The organism is Mycobacterium sp. 236(2023) (assembly GCF_029623955.1).
Lineage (GTDB): Bacteria > Actinomycetota > Actinomycetes > Mycobacteriales > Mycobacteriaceae > Mycobacterium.
In genome coordinates this window covers 638699-656172 of record NZ_JARSBP010000003.1, presented here as the reverse complement: position 1 = coordinate 656172, position 17474 = coordinate 638699, and the positions used below count along the sequence as shown (strand labels likewise).

20 protein-coding genes and 1 pseudogene are annotated in these 17474 nt (G+C 66.2%); 18 read left to right on the top strand and 3 right to left on the bottom strand.

Going from position 1 to position 17474, the window contains the following annotated elements; genetic code table 11:
* Positions 1-5 precede the first annotated feature (5 nt).
* The 7 genes from P9A17_RS14405 to P9A17_RS14375 all read left to right on the top strand — a co-directional run bounded on the left by P9A17_RS14405 (position 6) and on the right by P9A17_RS14375 (position 3629).
* Positions 6-269 (top strand): hypothetical protein, encoded by a 264-nt coding sequence (locus P9A17_RS14405; protein WP_278039311.1) that lies wholly within the window; start codon positions 6-8, stop codon positions 267-269.
* Between the two features lie 68 nt (positions 270-337).
* On the top strand, positions 338-826 hold the full coding sequence (locus tag P9A17_RS14400) for a nitroreductase/quinone reductase family protein (protein ID WP_278039310.1): 489 nt from the start codon (positions 338-340) through the stop codon (positions 824-826).
* 7 nt (positions 827-833) lie between these two features.
* A complete protein-coding gene (locus P9A17_RS14395) occupies positions 834-1469 on the top strand; it encodes a glyoxalase (RefSeq protein WP_278039309.1) in 636 nt (211 codons plus the stop codon).
* Positions 1466-1951, top strand: a complete 486-nt coding sequence (gene rnhA / locus P9A17_RS14390) for a ribonuclease HI (protein WP_278039308.1) — start codon at positions 1466-1468, stop codon at positions 1949-1951. The genes P9A17_RS14395 and rnhA overlap by 4 nt, the downstream gene beginning before the upstream one ends.
* A 47-nt stretch (positions 1952-1998) precedes the next feature.
* Positions 1999-2355 (top strand): metalloregulator ArsR/SmtB family transcription factor, encoded by a 357-nt coding sequence (locus tag P9A17_RS14385; RefSeq protein ID WP_278039307.1) that lies wholly within the window; start codon positions 1999-2001, stop codon positions 2353-2355.
* The gene (locus P9A17_RS14380; protein ID WP_278039858.1) at positions 2352-2996 is read left to right on the top strand and encodes an SRPBCC family protein; all 645 of its coding nucleotides are present in this window, start codon (positions 2352-2354) and stop codon (positions 2994-2996) included. The genes P9A17_RS14385 and P9A17_RS14380 overlap by 4 nt, the downstream gene beginning before the upstream one ends.
* A gap of 33 nt (positions 2997-3029) precedes the next feature.
* A complete protein-coding gene (locus tag P9A17_RS14375) occupies positions 3030-3629 on the top strand; it encodes a DJ-1/PfpI family protein (RefSeq protein ID WP_278039306.1) in 600 nt (199 codons plus the stop codon).
* Positions 3630-3642: 13 nt separating this feature from the next.
* On the opposite strand, the gene P9A17_RS14370 is transcribed toward P9A17_RS14375, so the two are convergent.
* Positions 3643-5160, bottom strand: coding sequence for an HNH endonuclease signature motif containing protein (locus P9A17_RS14370; RefSeq protein ID WP_278039305.1), 1518 nt, complete (start codon positions 5158-5160; stop codon positions 3643-3645).
* A 77-nt stretch (positions 5161-5237) separates the two neighbouring features.
* Here P9A17_RS14370 and P9A17_RS14365 point away from each other — a divergent pair, with 77 nt between their 5' ends.
* A complete protein-coding gene (locus tag P9A17_RS14365) occupies positions 5238-5882 on the top strand; it encodes a hypothetical protein (RefSeq protein WP_278039304.1) in 645 nt (214 codons plus the stop codon).
* 4 nt (positions 5883-5886) lie between these two features.
* Here the strand turns inward: P9A17_RS14365 and P9A17_RS14360 are convergent, their stop codons facing one another.
* The gene (locus P9A17_RS14360) at positions 5887-8154 is read right to left on the bottom strand and encodes an ATP-dependent DNA ligase (RefSeq protein ID WP_278039303.1); all 2268 of its coding nucleotides are present in this window, start codon (positions 8152-8154) and stop codon (positions 5887-5889) included.
* Positions 8155-8195: 41 nt separating this feature from the next.
* On the opposite strand from P9A17_RS14360, the gene P9A17_RS14355 reads away from it, so the two are divergent.
* Together P9A17_RS14355 and P9A17_RS14350 are read left to right on the top strand one after the other, a co-directional pair.
* Positions 8196-9128: a carbohydrate kinase gene (locus tag P9A17_RS14355; RefSeq protein WP_278039302.1), complete on the top strand. Its 933-nt coding sequence runs from the start codon at positions 8196-8198 to the stop codon at positions 9126-9128.
* On the top strand, positions 9128-10042 hold the full coding sequence (locus tag P9A17_RS14350; protein WP_278039301.1) for a Ku protein: 915 nt from the start codon (positions 9128-9130) through the stop codon (positions 10040-10042). Before P9A17_RS14355 ends, P9A17_RS14350 begins: the two co-directional genes overlap by 1 nt.
* Positions 10043-10104: 62 nt before the next feature.
* On the opposite strand, the pseudogene P9A17_RS14345 reads toward P9A17_RS14350, so the two are convergent.
* Positions 10105-10961, bottom strand: a pseudogene (locus tag P9A17_RS14345) (type IV toxin-antitoxin system AbiEi family antitoxin).
* 200 nt (positions 10962-11161) lie between these two features.
* On the opposite strand from P9A17_RS14345, the gene P9A17_RS14340 reads away from it, so the two are divergent.
* From P9A17_RS14340 to P9A17_RS14305, 8 genes are all read left to right on the top strand, one after another.
* A complete protein-coding gene (locus tag P9A17_RS14340) occupies positions 11162-11953 on the top strand; it encodes an SDR family oxidoreductase (RefSeq protein ID WP_278039300.1) in 792 nt (263 codons plus the stop codon).
* 11 nt (positions 11954-11964) lie between these two features.
* Positions 11965-13053, top strand: a complete 1089-nt coding sequence (locus tag P9A17_RS14335; protein ID WP_278039299.1) for a diacylglycerol kinase — start codon at positions 11965-11967, stop codon at positions 13051-13053.
* Between the two features lie 22 nt (positions 13054-13075).
* Positions 13076-13330, top strand: coding sequence for a hypothetical protein (locus P9A17_RS14330; RefSeq protein ID WP_278039298.1), 255 nt, complete (start codon positions 13076-13078; stop codon positions 13328-13330).
* A gap of 125 nt (positions 13331-13455) precedes the next feature.
* Positions 13456-13704 (top strand): hypothetical protein, encoded by a 249-nt coding sequence (locus tag P9A17_RS14325; protein WP_278039297.1) that lies wholly within the window; start codon positions 13456-13458, stop codon positions 13702-13704.
* A gap of 2 nt (positions 13705-13706) precedes the next feature.
* Positions 13707-13946, top strand: coding sequence for a hypothetical protein (locus tag P9A17_RS14320; protein WP_278039296.1), 240 nt, complete (start codon positions 13707-13709; stop codon positions 13944-13946).
* Positions 13947-14039: 93 nt separating this feature from the next.
* Positions 14040-15266 (top strand): Nramp family divalent metal transporter, encoded by a 1227-nt coding sequence (locus tag P9A17_RS14315; RefSeq protein WP_278039295.1) that lies wholly within the window; start codon positions 14040-14042, stop codon positions 15264-15266.
* A complete protein-coding gene (locus P9A17_RS14310; protein WP_278039294.1) occupies positions 15267-16337 on the top strand; it encodes a poly-gamma-glutamate hydrolase family protein in 1071 nt (356 codons plus the stop codon).
* Entirely contained in the window at positions 16337-17431 is a 1095-nt protein-coding gene (locus tag P9A17_RS14305) for a serine hydrolase domain-containing protein (RefSeq protein WP_278039293.1), read from the top strand. Before P9A17_RS14310 ends, P9A17_RS14305 begins: the two co-directional genes overlap by 1 nt.
* The last annotated feature ends 43 nt before the right edge of the window (positions 17432-17474 follow it).

Genomic DNA, 17474 nt, shown 5'->3' with positions numbered 1-17474 from the left:
ACACCATGGCTTTCAAACTCACGTACTCCGATGGACAAGAGTCCCAGCACGACGACGACACCGTCTGGGAGATCGACGATGGCGTCCTGAAGCTCGGCCGCGAAAAAGACAAGTGGTCGGTTTACCTGTCACCGAGCCACTGGGCCGTCCTCGAACTCGGCGGCGCATCGTCGAAAGACGAAGGCGATGACAAGGGCGAGGACAGCAAGGAGGACTCTGAGAAGAAGGAGTCCGACAAGAAGGAGTCCAAAGACAAGGACGACGACTGACGTCGACGTCCGGCCATGGAGCGCTACAGTCGTCAGCGGATTCGGATGGGCTGACGAAGGGACCAAGGATGGGTGACGCCGACGCCGGTGCGATTCGCGCTGACCGCGGAGACTGGATCGACGAGCACCTAGCGGAATACCTGGAGTCCGGTGGCGCGAAAGGCCACATCGTTGACCTCCACGAAGTCGGCGGCCGCGCGTTCACCACGCATTGCCTGATCCGGTTCCAGGGCCGCAACTCCGGCAAGACCTACGTAAAACCGTTGATATACGGCAACTTCGGCGGTGAACTCGTGATCGTCGCATCCAAGGGTGGCGCGGACACCCATCCCGACTGGTACCTCAACATCCACGCCGGCACGACCGTCGACGTCCAAGTCGCGACGCAGGCGTATGAGGCTACGTGGCGCGAACCCAGCGATGAGGAACGGCACGAGGTGTGGTCCTACATGACGCATCTCTACCCGCCGTACATCACCTACCAACAGTCGACGAGCCGCCGGATTCCCCTGGTGATGCTCGCACTCGGCAAGCAGATCGACGTCTTCACGCCCTGAGTGTTCAGTGAGCATCACCCTCGACGAGCTCGTGGTCGCCGATCCCGCCGACTCCTGGCGCCAGGCCGGGTTCACCGTTGACAACGATGCCGCCTGCCGGGTCGGTGACGTCCGGATCCGTTTGGTCGGCCGTGACCGCGGAACCGGCATCGTCGGGTGGGCGCTGGGCGGGCTGCCGCAGGAATTGCGCGACCTCGATGGTGTGCCGACGTCACGAACCGAAGCCGCCCCGGCCGCGGCTGCCATTCACCCGAACGGTGTCACCGAGATCGACCACGTCGTGCTGATGTCCCCCGACCTCGCCCGCACGGTGAACGCACTCGCCGCCATCGGCATCGAACCGCGCAGGCAGCGCGACGCCGAACTCGGCGGACGACCGATCCGTCAGATCTTCTTCCGCTTCGGCGCGGCGATCGTGGAAGTCGTCGGGTCGCCCGACGCAGCGGGTGACGGGCCGTCGACGCTATGGGGTGTCACGTTCACCGCGGCCGACATCGACGTGTCGGCGGCGTTCTTCGGCGACCGCACCACCCCCGTCAAGGCTGCCGTGCAGCCCGGCCGCCGCATCACCACGCTCCGTCACCGCGACCTCGGCATGTCGGTCGCGACGGCGCTGATCTCGCCACCTATCCTCGGCGCATGACCAACTTCGGCCCGGTGAGCGACGTCGCCGATCCGGACGTCGTGGTGATCCATACCGACGGTGGCTGCCGCCCGAATCCCGGCCCGGGCGGCTGGGGTGCGGTGCTGCGCCAGCGCCAGCACGTCCGGGAGATGTGCGGCGGCGAACCCGGACAGACGAGCAACAACCGGATGGAGCTGACGGCCCCGATCATGGCGTTGGAGGCGCTCAAGCGGCCCGTTGTCGTGCATCTGTACACCGACAGCACCTACGTGCGGAACGGCATCACGAAGTGGGTGCTCGGCTGGGAGCGCAATGGCTGGATGACCGCCGCTAAGCAGCCGGTCAAGAACGTGGACCTGTGGCAGCGTCTGCAGACCGCATGTGCACGCCACGAGGTCAAGTGGTTCTGGGTGAAGGGGCACGCCGGTGTCGCCGACAACGAGTTGGCCGATGTCCTGGCGACGCGAGGCATGCAGGAAGCGATCGCCGCGTCGGCCTGATTTAAATAGCCCTTGACTTATATAAGCCAAATCTATTAACTTGGGGCGTGCACGCGTTCGACGTTCTCGGTGACCCGGTGCGGCGCCGCATCCTCGAACTGCTCGCCGGCGGTGAGCAGCCGGCCGGCGCGGTCACCGCGGTGATCCAGGACGAGTTCTCGATCACCCAACCCGCAGTCTCGCAACATCTGAAGGTGTTGCGGGACAATGGTTTTGCCTCCGTCCGCCCCGACGGGCAGCGGCGGATGTATGCCGTCGACGCGACCGCCCTGCGTGACGTCGACGAGTGGTTGAACAACTTTCGCAAGTTCTGGGCGCCACGCCTGGACGCGTTGGACACCGAGATCGCGCGCGGAAAACGGCAGCGCCGCGCCTCGACCAACACCGAAGGAGAGAAGCACTGATGGATGTCAGCCACCATGTCAACGCCGTAGCACGGACGGTCGGCGCTCGGACTCTCGACGCCGGGGAGGCTCGGGTCGTCACGTTGGGCCGCAGTTACCCCACCGACGCCGCAGATCTCTGGGATGCCTGCACCAGCGCAGAACGATTGCCGCGCTGGTTTGCGCCGGTGCACGGAGAATTGCGGCTCGACGGGAAATATCAGGTGGAGGGCAACGCCTCGGGCACGGTGCTCACCTGCGATCCGCCGCGGACCTTCACCGCCACATGGGAGTTCGGCGGCGGGGTCAGCTGGATCGAGCTGAGGATTTTCGACGAGGGTCCAGACCAGGCGCGCATGCAACTCGACCACATCGCACTGGTCGGCGACGAGATGTGGCCGCAATACGGGCCCGGCGCCGTCGGAATCGGTTGGGACTTGGCGGTATTGGGGTTGGCCATTCATCTCGAAACCGGTGAGTCCGTGCCGGACGAGTTCAGGGAAGAGGAATGGTCCACGACCGGCGCAGGCAGGGATTACATCGCTGCCGCCGGCGAGGGCTGGTACGCAGCCCAGGTCGCCTCCGGCGAGGACGCGGCCGTCGCCCGGCGCGCGGCCGACAACTCCATCGCCTTCTACCGGGGAGACCCACCGCCGTCCTAGATCCCAGCTCGGATCTTCTGCCATCGTTGACCCATGACGGATGACAGCAAGCACATCGGGATCCTGCTCTTTCCCGGTGTCGAAGAACTCGACGCGATCGGGCCGTGGGAGGTCTTGTCGTTCTGGACCAGGACATGGCCAGAGGATGGTTGGCGGGTCTTCACCTTCTCCCAGGAGGGAGGGGAAGTTTTGTGCGCCAAAGGTTTGACGGTTCGCGCCGATCACAGCGAGGCCGACCGCCCCCGTCTCGACGTCCTGATATATCCCGGCGGGCAGGGCACCCGACCGCAACTCAAGAACGAACCGACGCTCGAGTGGGTGCGCCGCGTCAAGGGCGAGGGCACGCTGATGACGAGCGTCTGCACGGGCGCCTTGGTGTACGCGGCAGCTGGAATCCTGCGTGACCGCGCTGCGACCACGCATTGGAAGTCTCTCGACTTACTGGCCGAGATTGATTCCACGATCGACGTTCGCGGCGAGGCACGGTTCGTTGACAGCGACGACATGATCACCGCTTCAGGCGTGTCCGCCGGCATCGACATGGCGCTGCACCTGGTGGCTCGCCTCGCGGGCGTCGAACGGGCGCGCGAGGTCCGCCGCGGCATCCAATACGATCCCGACCCGCCGGTCTGACCGCCGCCGCCCGTCAGGCCACCTGGTTGTCGGGTGGTGCGGGGCCGCCGGGTTCGCCAGGGTTATCGCTGGGGCGTGGGCCTTCGGTTTCGGGGTCGTTGTCGGGGCTTGCCGCTGCGCCGGTGTCGGCGACTGACGCCGAATGCTGTTCGGGTTCAGTGTCTTCGGGTCGCAGGAGGCGTTCGGGAACATGGTAGTTGTTGATCCGGGCTTGTCCGGTGTCCAACGGTTCGGGCGGGATCCATTCGACCTCATGGCGTTCGTTCATGGTGGTGGTCCAGCCGCCGTCGGTGACGCTGCGATTGTCCCGCCCGCAGGCCAAACCGAGTTCGTCGACGTTGGTGTTGCCGCCCTTGATCCAGTCCGTCACCACATGATGGGCCTGGGAGCCGTAGGCGCCGATGGTGCAGCCGGGTTTGGTGCAGCCGCCGTCGCGCGCGATCAGCATGATCCGCTGCGCCGGCGACGCGACCCGTCGGGCCCGGAATAGCTCCAGGGCGGAGCCGGTGGCTTTGTCGAACACGGCCAGATGACAGTTCGAGTGACCGGCCATTTTGACGACATCGGCGATCGGCAGCTTCGTGCCGCCCCCGGTGACCCCAACCCCGGCGCGAGATTCGAGGTCTTGCAGGGTCGTGCGGATGATGACGGTGACCGGCAGCCCGTTGAGTTGGCCGAGGTCGCCGCTCATCAAAGCGATCCGTCCCACCACCACGATGGCGTCGTGTTGGCGTTGGAACAGGGTGCGGTGATCGTTGTCGATCTGTTCCTGCGACGGGGTGCCCGACGTGCAGGGTTCTGGGTCGTCGGGGTTGCACATGCCGGGGGCGGCGTACTTGGCGAAGATCGGCTCCCACACCGCCCATGCCTCGGGCGTGAATGTTGCTGATACGTCGATCATGCCGTCGTCACGCTGTTTGTGTTTGGTGACGCCGCGTTTGCGGCCGCGTTTGATGTCGTCGGGTTCGGGGCCGTCCTGATCCATCAGGAACAGCATCAACTCGGCGGACTCTTTGACCTCTTTGGGTCCGTTGCCGACCGCAGTACGCACCAATTTGACTTCGAACTGCTCCCGGGTGACCGTGTCGACAAACCCGGGGAGTTTGGCGACGGCTTTGCGGATGACGGTGACGTGTTCGGCGTTGATCAACCCCTGGGCCGCGGCCACCGCCGTCGCGTGCAGCACCGGAGGCAACACCGGTCCGGTGATGGGTTGGCGCGGCGCCAACACCGACGCCTCGGTCAAGCGGCGGTGGGCCTCGCTGGTGGAGATGCGCCACCGCACCGACAACACTTCTTTCCACGTTTTGGCGCCCATCTGCTGCGGGGTGGCTTCGACCTGCAGACGGGCCAACATTCGGTGGCTCACCGACGGCAACTGGCAGCCGAGCACCTCGAGTTCATCGAGGGCAGAGACCAACTCGTGCCGGGTCAACAGGTCGACATCGCCGGCCGCGACGTCGTCGAACGCGGAGCGCAGCGCGGCAACCTTGGCCTGCAGCTCCCCGGTCGACATCATTCGAACATACATTCGACCACTGACAAATCCACTGACTCAAACTTTGTGGCAGGACTGCGTTATTCAGGACGCGGCTTCTGTTGACGAGGTTGAGTGGCATCCTGGCAATCACGATGGCAGCAGAATCAGACTGGACCATACGGCCACTAAAAGGTTTGGGCCGGCTCGAATTCGGCATGTCCCCAGCGCACGTCGATGCTCTGTCCGCGACCTACGGCACCATCGCCGGTCGCGGTCCCGATCGCATCCCCGACGACATGCTGCGCGAGACGCTGGAGATATTCGGCGACGCGCTGAGCGACGACGAGAAACAGGCCCTCATCGCCGCGTACGAAAGCGACGGCCCGACCGCTGACAGCGTGACCGAAATCCGTGGCGAACTCGTGCTGCGGTACGAGGCCGACCGCCTCTGCGAAATCATGCCCGCCGGCACGCGACACCCTCTGCTCCTCGATGGCAGGGACGTCTTCGCACTGCGCGGTCGCGAGCCACTGGAGTTACTGGAGCGGCTCAACGGAGGTCCCGGACGCTATGCCGGCACCGAGGCGGCGTTCGACAACATCGCCATCTCTTTGGACGGATTCTGCGTCAGCGATGCGCCTAGCGGCGTGCTGACGCTGGACGAGTCCGACGAGCGTTTCCGGGGGCGGACGGCGACCCTACGGGCAGTCCCTTATCGCCCCGAGCAGGAGATGCACCGCTATGTCCTGCACTCGGTAGCGGGCAGTCAGTGACTGGCTATTCCCACACGACCTCGTCCGGCGTCTTGTCGTCCCGCAAACCGCGCCAACTCGGTTGCCGCAGCCGGTCATCCGACGTGCGTTCGCTATAGCGCACCTCCCCCACCAGCTCTGGGCGCACATACGTCACGCCCTTCGCATCGGGCCCGGTAAGCCTTGTCGTGAAGGGTGATTCGTCTGTCTGCAGGGGCGCCAGCGTCTTCTTCAGCGACGCCAGCTCCTTCTCGCTGAACCCGGTGCCGACCCGTCCGACGAACTGCAGCCCGTCACCGTCGGGGATGCCGAGCATCAACGCCCCGATGCCGCTCGTGCGGCCGCCTTCACCCTGACGCCAACCTCCGATCACCACCTCCTGGGTGTTCCAGATCTTGTCCTTGATCCACGCCGACGACCGCCGCCCCGGCTGGTACGTGGAGTCGCGCTTCTTGGCGATCACGCCTTCCCACCGTCGAGACCTCGCGTATTCCAACGCTTCCGGTCCGTCGCCGTCGAGCACATCGGGCACGATCAGCCCGCCGCCGTCTGCCAGTGCCTCCAAGAGTCGACGCCGGTCGGAGTACTTGGCACGCATCAGCGACCGCCCGTCGAGGAACAGAATGTCGAACGCCCAGAACTCCAACCGTGTGGAGCGCTTGCGGTTCTGCATCTCCCCGAAACTCGGCACCCCGGACTCGTCGAGGGCCACCGCCTCGCCGTCGAGAATCACGTGATGGTCCGCGAGATCCGCAGCCAGTGCCTCCAGCTGCGGATACTCGCCGGTCACGTCGCGGCCCCGTCGCGATCGCAGTGTCAGCCGGCCGTGGTCAGCTTCGACCAAGAGCCGATAGCCATCCCACTTTCCTTCAAAGGCCCACTGCCCCTTGGTCAGCCGCTGCACCGAACCCTCGGTCGACAGCATCGGGGCCAGATCACCGGCAGTCGGCTTCTGCTGATCCTTCATCCGGTGGGCGAGCCAGTTCTTGCCGTCGGTCTGGATCAGCGCATACCGGCCTTCGATCTTCGAACCGTGCAGCGTGACGATCACCTCGCCGCCCTTCTCGGGGCCGTCGGGCGGATTGTCCCGGAACTTCTCCGCCTCGTAGGTGCCTGTGTCCCAGATGTACACCTCGCCGCCGCCGTACTCCCCCGCCGGGATCTTGCCCGCGAAGTCGATGTAGTCCATCGGGTGGTCTTCGGTATGAACCGCAAGATGATTCACCGACGGGGTGTCCGGCAGATTCTTCGGCACCGCCCAGCTGACCAACACGCCGTCGCGCTCCAACCGGAAGTCGTAGTGCAGTCGGCGGGCATGGTGCTCCTGGATGACGAACCTGTCGTTACTCCCGGTCTCCGGCGCTTCGGCGGGCACAGGTTCCGGCGTCTTCGACCGGTCCCGCATGCTGCGGTACTGCGTGAGTTTGTCGGTGGCGGGCAGCTTCTCGTCCAGATCTGCCAGTAGGTCGCCGTCGCGTTCGAGCCTTTCGAGCACCTCGTCGAACGTCAGATGCCGCAGCTTGGGATCCTCGATCTCATCCCACGTCCGCGGCGCGGCCACCGTCGGATGTTCGCGTCCGCGAAGCGAATACGGGGCGATCGTCGTCTTGTTGCCGTTGTTCTGGCTCCAGTCGAGGAACACCTTTCCGTCACGCACGCTCTTGGTCATCGTCGCCGTGACCTTCTTCGGCATGGTCTGCTCGAGCTGCTGGGCCACCCGCTTGGCCAACACCGACGCACCCCGCGAGCTGATCGGTTCCTGCAGCGGGACATAGAGATGCAGGCCCTTGCTGCCGCTGGTCAACGGGAACGTCGTCAACCCGATATCGGTGATCAGGTCCCGCACCTCGCCGGCCACCTCGCACAACTGGCGAAAGGTGACACCCTCGCCCGGGTCGAGGTCGAACACGATGCGCGTCGCAGGACCCACCTCACCCCCGTCGGTGAACCGCCACTGCGGCACGTGCACTTCCAGCGCCGCCTGCTGCGCGATCCACGCCAACCCCTCCACCGTGTCGATGACGGGGTAGGTCGTCGTCCCCGACTTGTGCGCGATGGTGCCGCGGTCGAGCCAGTCCGGCGCCGAGGACGCCAACTGCTTTTCGAAGAACGAGGACTCCTCGACACCGTTGGGCCACCGCTTGCGGGTCACGGGACGCCCCGCGATGTGCGGCAGCATCGCCTCGGCCACGTTCACGTAGTACTCGAAGACTTCCGCTTTGGTGGTCCCGGAAGCCGGGAACAGCACCTTATCCGGGTTGGTCAGCCTCACCCGGCCGTAACGGTCCACCACTCCACGGTATTACCCACAAACCACGCGGTAGCGTCGAAACGGTGAGGGCACTTGTCATCGGTGAGGCACTGATCGACATCGTGGAGCGCGACGGGCACGCCATCGGAGAGCACGTCGGCGGCAGCCCGCTCAACGTCGCCGTCGGGCTCGCCCGGCTCGGCCGCGACGTCGACTTCCTCACCCACATCGGTACCGACGCATACGGCCGCCGCATCAAGGACTATGTCGAAGCCTCTGGTGCGCAACTGGTTCCGGGCAGCACGGATGCCAAGAAAACCGCCACCGCCCGCGCGATGCTCGATGTTTCAGGTTCCGCGACATACTCGTTCGACATCGAGTGGGTGTTGACCGGCACCCCCGAAGCCGCACCACCGCTCGTCGTGCACACCGGGTCGATCGCAGCCGTCCTCGAACCGGGCTGCCTGGCCGCCAAGGCACTCGTCGACACCTACCATCTGTCGGCAACGTTCACCTTCGACCCGAATGTCCGTCCCGCCCTGCTCGCGGACCCCGACGCGGCTCGCAACCGCATCGACCGCATGCTGGAGAAGGCCGACGTCGTCAAGGCCAGCGACGAGGATCTGCGCTGGATCGATCCGACGCGCAGCCCCGAGCAGATCGCCACGTCATGGCTGGCACTCGGCCCGTCGATCGTCGTCGTCACCTTCGGCGGCGAGGGGGCGGTCGCAATGTGTGCGGCGGGAACCGTGCGGGTACCTGCGGGGAATGTCGATGTGGTGGACACGGTGGGCGCCGGAGACGCGTTCATGACGGGGCTGATCGACGCGTTGTGGTCGATGGATCTGCTCGGCGCGCAGCGCCGCTCGCGACTGGCGGCGATCGGCACCGACGCACTGACCTCGGCCGTGCGCGCCGCGACGCTCACCTCGGCACTGACGGTCGCCAAGCCCGGAGCCGACCTTCCTGACCGCGTTGCACGTGATGCGGCCACCACATCGGACATACTGGGCTGATGCGGTCCATTTGGAAGGGCTCTATCGCTTTCGGGCTGGTCAACGTCCCGGTCAAGGTCTACAGCGCCACCGAGGACCACGACATCAAGTTCCATCAGGTGCACGAGAAGGACAACGGACGCATCCGCTACAAGCGGGTCTGCGAGGTGTGCGGTGAGGTCGTCGAGTACCGCGACATCGCCAAGGCCTATGAATCGGACGACGGCCAGACCGTGATCATCACCGACGACGACATCTCGACGCTGCCCGAGGAGCGCAGCCGCGAGATCGACGTGCTCGAGTTCGTGCCTGCCGCCGACCTCGATCCGCTGATGTACGACAAGTCGTATTTCCTGGAGCCCGACGGCAAGTCGACGAAGTCGTACACGCTGCTCGCCAAGACGCTGATGGACACCGACCGGGTCGCGATCGTGAACTTCGCGCTGCGCAACAAGACCCGGCTGGCCGCGCTGCGGGTGAAGGATTTCAGCAAGCGCGATGTCATGGTGATCCACACGCTGCTGTGGCCCGACGAGATCCGCGACCCGGACTTCCCCGTGCTCGACAAAGAGGTGGAAGTCAAACCGGCCGAGCTGAAGATGGCCAGCCAGGTCGTCGACTCCATGACCGACGACTTCAACCCCGACCGCTATCACGACGACTACCAGGAGCAGATGCGCGAGCTGATCCAGGCGAAACTCGAAGGCGGCGAAGCGTTCACCACCGAAGAGCAGCCGCAGGAGCTCGACGAGACCGAGGACGTCTCCGATCTGCTGGCCAAGCTGGAAGCGAGCGTCAAGGCGCGCAAGGAGCAGTCCTCGGGCGACAAGGAGCCCGCCAAGAAAGCTCCGGCCAAGAAGGCTGCCGCCAAGAAAGCGCCTGCGAAGAAAGCCGCGAAGAAGGCTCCGGCCAAGAAAGCCGCCGCCAAAAAGTAGGCCATGCGCTGCGCTGCATCGAGTTCTGCGTGATGGTCGCTCCTGGCTCGCGCCAGCAGCTCTCACGCAGATTTCGGCAACGTCCAACCGCGTCGTATCAATGCCTCTCGCACCCGATGAAGGATGAATCCGCGCGCGTGTGTTCCGCGACCACCTTGATGTCAACCCACCCTTGGCTGTCGATGAACTCGGCCCTGCCGATGTCTCGCACGTACTGCCTGCGTTCGGAGCTGTGGTGAGCCCCTTCGTAGTCGAGACCCACCTTGGGCTCCTCGTATCCCATGTCGAGGAATGCCTCCTGCATCCCATCGCAGACACGGACCTGAGTGCGTGGTGCCGGCAGCCCGGCGTCGATCAATAACAATCGCAACCAGGTCTCGCGGGGTGACCGAGCTCCGGCATCCATCAATGCGAGCGGTACCTGAGCCCGTCGAATGCCCCGTGCGCCAGGGTATCTCGCTGCGAGATCGAGAATCCGAGTCGCGGTCACGCCGGTTGCGTTGGCGAGTGCGTCGAGATGGACCACTGCTGAGTCACGCGGCAGGTATCGAGCCAGATCCAGCGCGGTGCGTGCAGGCGTCGTGACAGCGACACCACCCACAGCGGTGATCTCGTCTGTACTGATGCGCTCCTCGCGCACAATGATCCCGCGTCGCGGCCGTGTGTGATCGGCGATTATCTCTATCGGGGTGCCAGTGTCGACCCACCGGGCGCCGTGCATTGCCGCGGCCGCCCTTCCGGCGATGACGCCCCGCCGCCCACTCCACAGCCACGCCGCCTTGGCACTGATCACGACGTCAGCCTCAGCAGCCTTTGGGATGTAGATCCCGGGCTGGATCGCACGGTAATTCCACCGCAAGGCCCCGCGGGTGAGCGCACCCGCGGTCAGCGCTTCCGCGCCGACAAAGGGGTAGTCCATAGGCTGATGTTCAGTGCGCTGTCCGACAGAACAGCGGCTCGATCGCGACTTCTGCGTACAGGCTGTGGATAACTGCTCGCAACAACCATCGTGCAGAAGTCGGCGAGAACTCCGACTCAAAGTAGAACGTGTTCCAGAAACCGGCCACGCGGACCCGCTGCCCTTGCTAGCGTTTCCCGCGTCAACAATGGGAGGCGCGCGTGATTCTGGACCGGTTCCGGCTCGACGATCAAGTGGCAGTGGTGACGGGTGCGGGACGCGGGCTCGGCGCCGCAATGGCCCTCGCCTTCGCCGAAGCAGGCGCTGACGTGCTGATTGCCGCGCGCACGCAGTCCCAGCTCGACGAGGTCGCCGAGCAGATCGCCGGCACCGGACGGCGCGCCCACATCGTCGTCGCCGACCTGGCCCACGCCGAGGACACCGCGGCGCTCGCGGCGCAGGCCAAGGAGGCCTTCGGCAAACTAGACATCGTCGTCAACAACGTCGGCGGCACGATGCCGAACGCTCTGCTCAACACCAGCACCAAAGACATGCGCGACGCGTTCGCGTTCAACGTCGCGACCGCGCACGCCCTCACCACCGCCGCGGTGCCGCTGATGTTGGAGGGCTCCGGCGGCGGCAGCATCATCAACATCACGTCGACGATGGGACGCGTCGCAGGCCGCGGCTTCGCCGCCTACGGCACCGCGAAAGCCGCGCTGGCGCACTACACCCGGCTGTCCGCTCTCGACCTCGCACCGCGCATCCGCGTCAACGCGATCGCGCCGGGCTCGATCCTGACATCGGCCCTCGAGATCGTCGCGAGCAACGACGATCTGCGCGACCCGATGGAGAAGGCGACGCCGATGAAGCGTCTGGGTGATCCGCTCGACATCGCCGCTGCCGCCGTCTATCTCGCCTCCCCGGCCGGTGCATACCTGACGGGTAAGACGCTTGAAGTCGACGGCGGAATCACCTTCCCCAATCTCGAACTCCCGATCCCCGACCTGTAAGGACCCCCGACATGGCCAACTCCTCCCCGATCAGGGTCGCTGCGATCGGCACCGGCAACGTCGGAAAGCACGCGCTGACCCAGCTGATCACCGACCCCCGCTTCGAATTGACCGCGGTGTGGGTCTCCTCGGACGCCAAGGCCGGCAAGGACGCGGGAGAGCTTGCCGGACTGCAGGTTTCGACCGGCATCCGCGCCACCACCGATCTCGACGAGGTGCTGGCCACGCAGCCGCAGTGCGCGGCGTACACGGCGCTCGCCGACAACCGCCTGCCCGACGCGCTGGAGGATTTCCGACGCATCCTCGCGGCGGGTGTCAACATCGTCGGCAGCAGCGCAGTCTTCCTGCAGCACCCATGGCAGGTGATACCCGCCGAGCTCATCACCCCGATCGAGGAAGCCGCCCAAACCGGCAACGCCTCGATTTTCATCAATGGCATCGATCCCGGCTTCGCCAACGATCTTCTGCCGATGGCACTGGCGGGCACCTGCCAGAACATCCAGCAGATCCGCTGCATGGAGATCATCAACTACGACACCTATGACAGCGCGACGGTGATGTTCGACGTCATGGGATTCGGCGGTTCTCTCGACGAGACCCCGATGCTGCTGCAGCCCGGCGTCTTAAGCCTGGCCTGGGGGTCGGTCGTGCGGCAGCTTGCGGCCGGGCTCGGCCTCGAGCTCGACGAGGTCACCGAGACGCACGAGCGAGTGCCCGCCCCAGAGGACTTCGACATCGCCGCGGGCCCGATCAGAAAGGGCACCACCGCGGCGATCCGGTTCGAAGTGCGCGGCATGAAAGACGGTGACGTCGCTGTCGTGCTCGAGCATGTGACACGACTGCGTGACGACCTGTGCCCGGACTGGCCCCAGCCGGCCCAGCACGGCGGCTCGTACCGCATCGAGGTCACAGGGGAACCGAGCTACGCCCTCGACCTCTGCCTCAGCAGCCCCAACGGGGACCACAACCATGCGGGCCTGGTGGCCACGGCAGCGCGCGTCGTCAACGCGATTCCGGCTGTAATCGATTCTGCGCCAGGAATTGTGACCACGCGCGATCTCCCCCTCATCACCGGCGAGGGTCTGTACGCTCGGCGGTGATCCCGCCCCGGAAGGTGTCACCATGAAGGCTCGCCTCGGCGTTCTCACTGTGTTCCTGGCGGCCGCAGCGACGATTGCTGCGGCGCCCGCCGCGTTTGCCCAGCCAGTCACGCCGTCGTGTACGTCGACCCCCGCCACAGACGGTGTCGGCGGTGGCGGAGGACAGGTGTGTGTGACGCCCGGCAATGCCGAGATCAGCGGCACTCCGCCCGAGAACCCGACTCCGTACTGGGGCGGCGTACTGCAGTCCGAGAACTACGGACCCGCCATCATGTGACGGTCCCGGCGTGTTCGGGGTGTAGTCGGTTCTGCTTGCGCCACAGTCAGTGCCAACGAGTTATCACCCATAACTGGCAAAGGTCTGTACGCTAAGCAAAGACACTCCCTGGAAGGATCCTGAAAATGAAGGCTCGACTGAGCGCGTTTGCTGCCCTCCTCGTTACGGGCGGTGCCGCCGCGGCGATCGCTGCGGCTCCGGCTGCACTCGCCCAGCCGAACTGCGCCACGACCTCTCAGGGCGCCGGCGGAGCGACCGAAGTTTGCGAGTCACCGGGCAACGCCCAGATCAGCGCCACCCCCGGGCAGTATGCGCAGCCGTGGTACGGCGGCGGCATGTTCCCGTGGGAGGGCTACGGCCCGTACATCTTCTGATCGTGGCCACCGCGGTGCGCTACCTCGGCGGGCTTGTCGCAGGCCTCGCTTTCGTCGCCGTGGTCGCGGCTCCCACCGCGGCAGCCGCGCCGGATTGCACTCAGGTCGGCCAAACCGTCACGTTCTGCGAGACGAACGGCAGCACACAGTTGACGGCCAAGCCGCCGCCCTGGAACTGGGGCGGCTGGCAGGGCATCGGTTTTTGGCCGCTCGTCGGCGGCTACGGCGTCGGCGACTGGTGACCTGCACGCACTCCCACCCCGGGGGTAGCTCGACCCATAGGTTTCGGCTAGCCTAACTTTTCTATTCGCACTACCGGATAGAAGAGGGGTGCCGTGTCGCAGGACGTCCAACCGCAGGCGAGATCGGGCTGGCTGCTGCTCGGCCCCGCGTTCGTCGCTGCGATCGCCTACGTCGACCCCGGCAACGTCGCGGCAAACGTCAGCGCGGGCGCACAGTTCGGCTTCCTGCTCGTCTGGGTCATCGTGGTCGCCAACCTGATGGCCTGCCTCGTTCAGTACCTGTCGGCCAAACTCGGACTTGTCACCGGCCATTCGCTGCCGGAAGCGGTCGGCGCGAGGATGGGCAGGCCCGCGCGGCTCGCCTATTGGGTGCAAGCCGAATTGGTCGCGATGGCAACCGATCTCGCCGAAGTGGTCGGCGGTGCGATCGCGCTCTATCTTCTGTTCGACCTGCCGCTGCTCGTCGGTGGCGTCATCACCGGCGTCGTGTCGTTGGTCCTGCTCCTCGTCAAGGACCGTCGCGGGCAGCGCACGTTCGAACGCGTGATCACCGGACTGCTCCTGATCATCGCCATCGGGTTTCTTGCGAGCCTCTTCGCGTCGCCGCCCCCGATCGGCGATGTGGCCGAAGGTCTGGTGCCGCGGTTCGACGGCGCCGAGAGCATCCTGCTGGCCGCCGCGATGCTCGGCGCCACCGTGATGCCGCATGCGGTGTATCTGCATTCCGGGCTCGCGCGCGACCGGCACGGCCATCCCGAGCCGGGTCCGGCGCGCCGGAAGCTGCTGCGCATCACCCGGTGGGATGTGGGCATCGCGATGCTCGTTGCGGGTGCAGTCAACCTGTCGATGCTGCTGGTCGCGGCCACCAATCTGCAGGGCATGGACAACACGGACTCGATCGAGGGTGCGCACGCCGCGGTGCAATCCACTCTCGGAGCCGGCGTCGCCCTGCTCTTCGCGGTGGGCCTGCTGGCGTCGGGCCTGGCGTCATCGTCGGTCGGCGCCTACGCGGGCGCGATGATCATGCAGGGTCTGCTGAGACGTTCCGTCCCGTTGGTGACCCGCCGGCTCGTCACACTGCTGCCCGCCCTGGTGATCCTGGCGATCGGCATCGATCCGAGCCGGGCGCTGGTGTTGTCCCAGGTGGTGCTGTCCTTCGGCATTCCGTTCGCGTTGATCCCACTCGTTCGGCTCACCGCCGACGCACGACTCATGGGCGCCGACGTCAACCGCCGTGTCACCACCGCTCTTGGCTGGATCGTCGCCGGCCTGATTACCCTTCTGAATGTGGTGCTCATCTATCTGACGCTGACCGGCTGAATGGGGCGCAGGCACAACTACTTCGCGTACGGGTCGAACCTGTGCGTGCGGCAGATGGCGCAACGCTGCCCCGACGCCACCGACCCCCGGCGCGCGACGCTCGCCGACCACGACTGGTTGATCAACGAGCGCGGCGTCGCCACGCTCGAACCGTTTGCGGGCGGCGAGGTTCATGGCGTGGTGTGGCAGCTGTCCGACCACGACCTGGCCACGCTCGACAGCGCCGAGGGCGTCCCGGTCCGCTACCGCCGCGACGAGATGACCGTCGTCACCGAATCCGGTGCTGCTACGGCGTGGGTCTACATCGACCATCGGGTGGAGCCCGGGCCGCCGCGCCCCGGCTACCTCGAGCGCATCCTCGACGGCGCCCACCACCACGGGTTGCCGAAACGGTGGATCCAGTTCCTCGAACGCTGGGACCCCACCCGCTGGCCCGAACGCCGCGAAGGCTCCGGAGACGATGCCCCGCAATCGCTTTCGGAACTTCTGGCCGACCCGGCAGTCATCGAGGAGTCGACGCTTCGATCACGCATCGGGTTCATGGCCATTCACGGCGGCGGCCTCGAGCAGATGACCGACGTCATCGCCGAACGCGCCGCCGATGCGGCCGACGCGTCGGTGTATGTGGTGCGCCACCCCGACCACTACCCACACCATCTCGCGTCCGCACGCTACGACCCGGCGCAGTCGCCGCGGCTGGCGGAATTCCTCGACCACGTGGACGTCGCGGTGTCCCTACACGGCTACGGCCGGATCGGCCGCAGCACCCAACTGCTCGCGGGTGGGGGCAACCGCGTCCTCGCCGAACATCTGGCTCGCCACATCGACATCCCCGGTTACCGCGTTGTCACCGATCTGGATTCGATCCCGCGTGAACTCCGTGGAATGCACCCCGCGAACCCGGTGAACAGGGTCCGCGGTGGTGGCACCCAGCTGGAACTGTCGTCGCGGGTGCGCGGCACCAGCCCGCGCAGCTCGGTGCCCGCCGACGACGGCCTCACGCGGGCGACCTCTGCACTCGTGCAGGGATTGGTCCTCGCTGCCCGGTCGTGGAAACTCCCGTCGCCCTAGTGCGCGTCGTGGCCGGTCTCGCCGGAATGCTCATCGCCGCCGTCGTGACTCCGCTGCCCGTGCAGGCCGAGCCGTCCCGTCTCAGCACCGTGCTGGCCGACACCGTCGCCGCCGACGACCTGGCCGGAGCCGTCGCTGCGGTCCGTGACGGCGCCGCGGTGACGACGGACTCGGCCGGCTACGCCGACGTCGCGACCGGATCCCCGTTCGGCCCGCAGACCTCCGTGCGGGTTGCGAGCATCACGAAAACCTTTGTCGCCGCGACGATTCTGCAGCTCGTCGGCGAAGGCCGGATCGCCCTGGACTCCCCCGTCGAGATGTACCTGCCCGGGGCGCTGCGCGGTGACGGGATCGACGGCACCACCATCACGGTGCGCCAACTGCTGCGCCACCAGAGTGGCCTGCCCGAATATTTCGACGACACCACCGAACCTCCGACCCAGCCCGTCTCGCCGAACGAACTGCTGGCGTCGGCGCTCGCCAAAGCGGGGTCGCCACCGGGGCATCAGGTGCCGATCTACACCAACACCAATTACGTCGTCGCAGGGCTGATCCTCGAAGCCGTCACCGGCAGGCCCGCCGCAGACGAGGTCACGCGACGCATCATCGTTCCGCTCGGACTGAACCACACCTATTTCCCCGCGCCCGGCGACACCGGGCTGAGGTCCCCGATGGCGCACGGCTACGAGGCTGTCGGCGGGCGTCGGGCCGACGTCACCGCAGGGGAACCCTCCGGCGAGTACATGGCCGGATCGCTGGTCTCGACGAGCGAGGACGTCACGGAGTTCATCACCGCGCTGCTCGACGGCAGGGTGGTCGCCGCCGCCGAGCTCGCGCAGATGATGGACACCGTGGCCTGGCCGCTGCACGGCCAGGGCTTCGGGTATGGGTTAGGGCTGACCAGCATCGACCTCGGATGCGGCGTCACGGTGTGGGGCCACGGCGGTGACCTGGCGGGCTACCACAGCGTCATGGCCAAGGCGCTGGGGCGGCCCGCAGTCGCGGTGACCTTCACCCAAGGCGCCCCCGGTGTCACGTCGATCGCGAACGACCCACGCTTTGCGGTCCTGACCTCGGTTTATTGCCCCGGATAGCAATCCACCCATCCAGAGGCCCCGTGGCTCCGAATACGGCTAT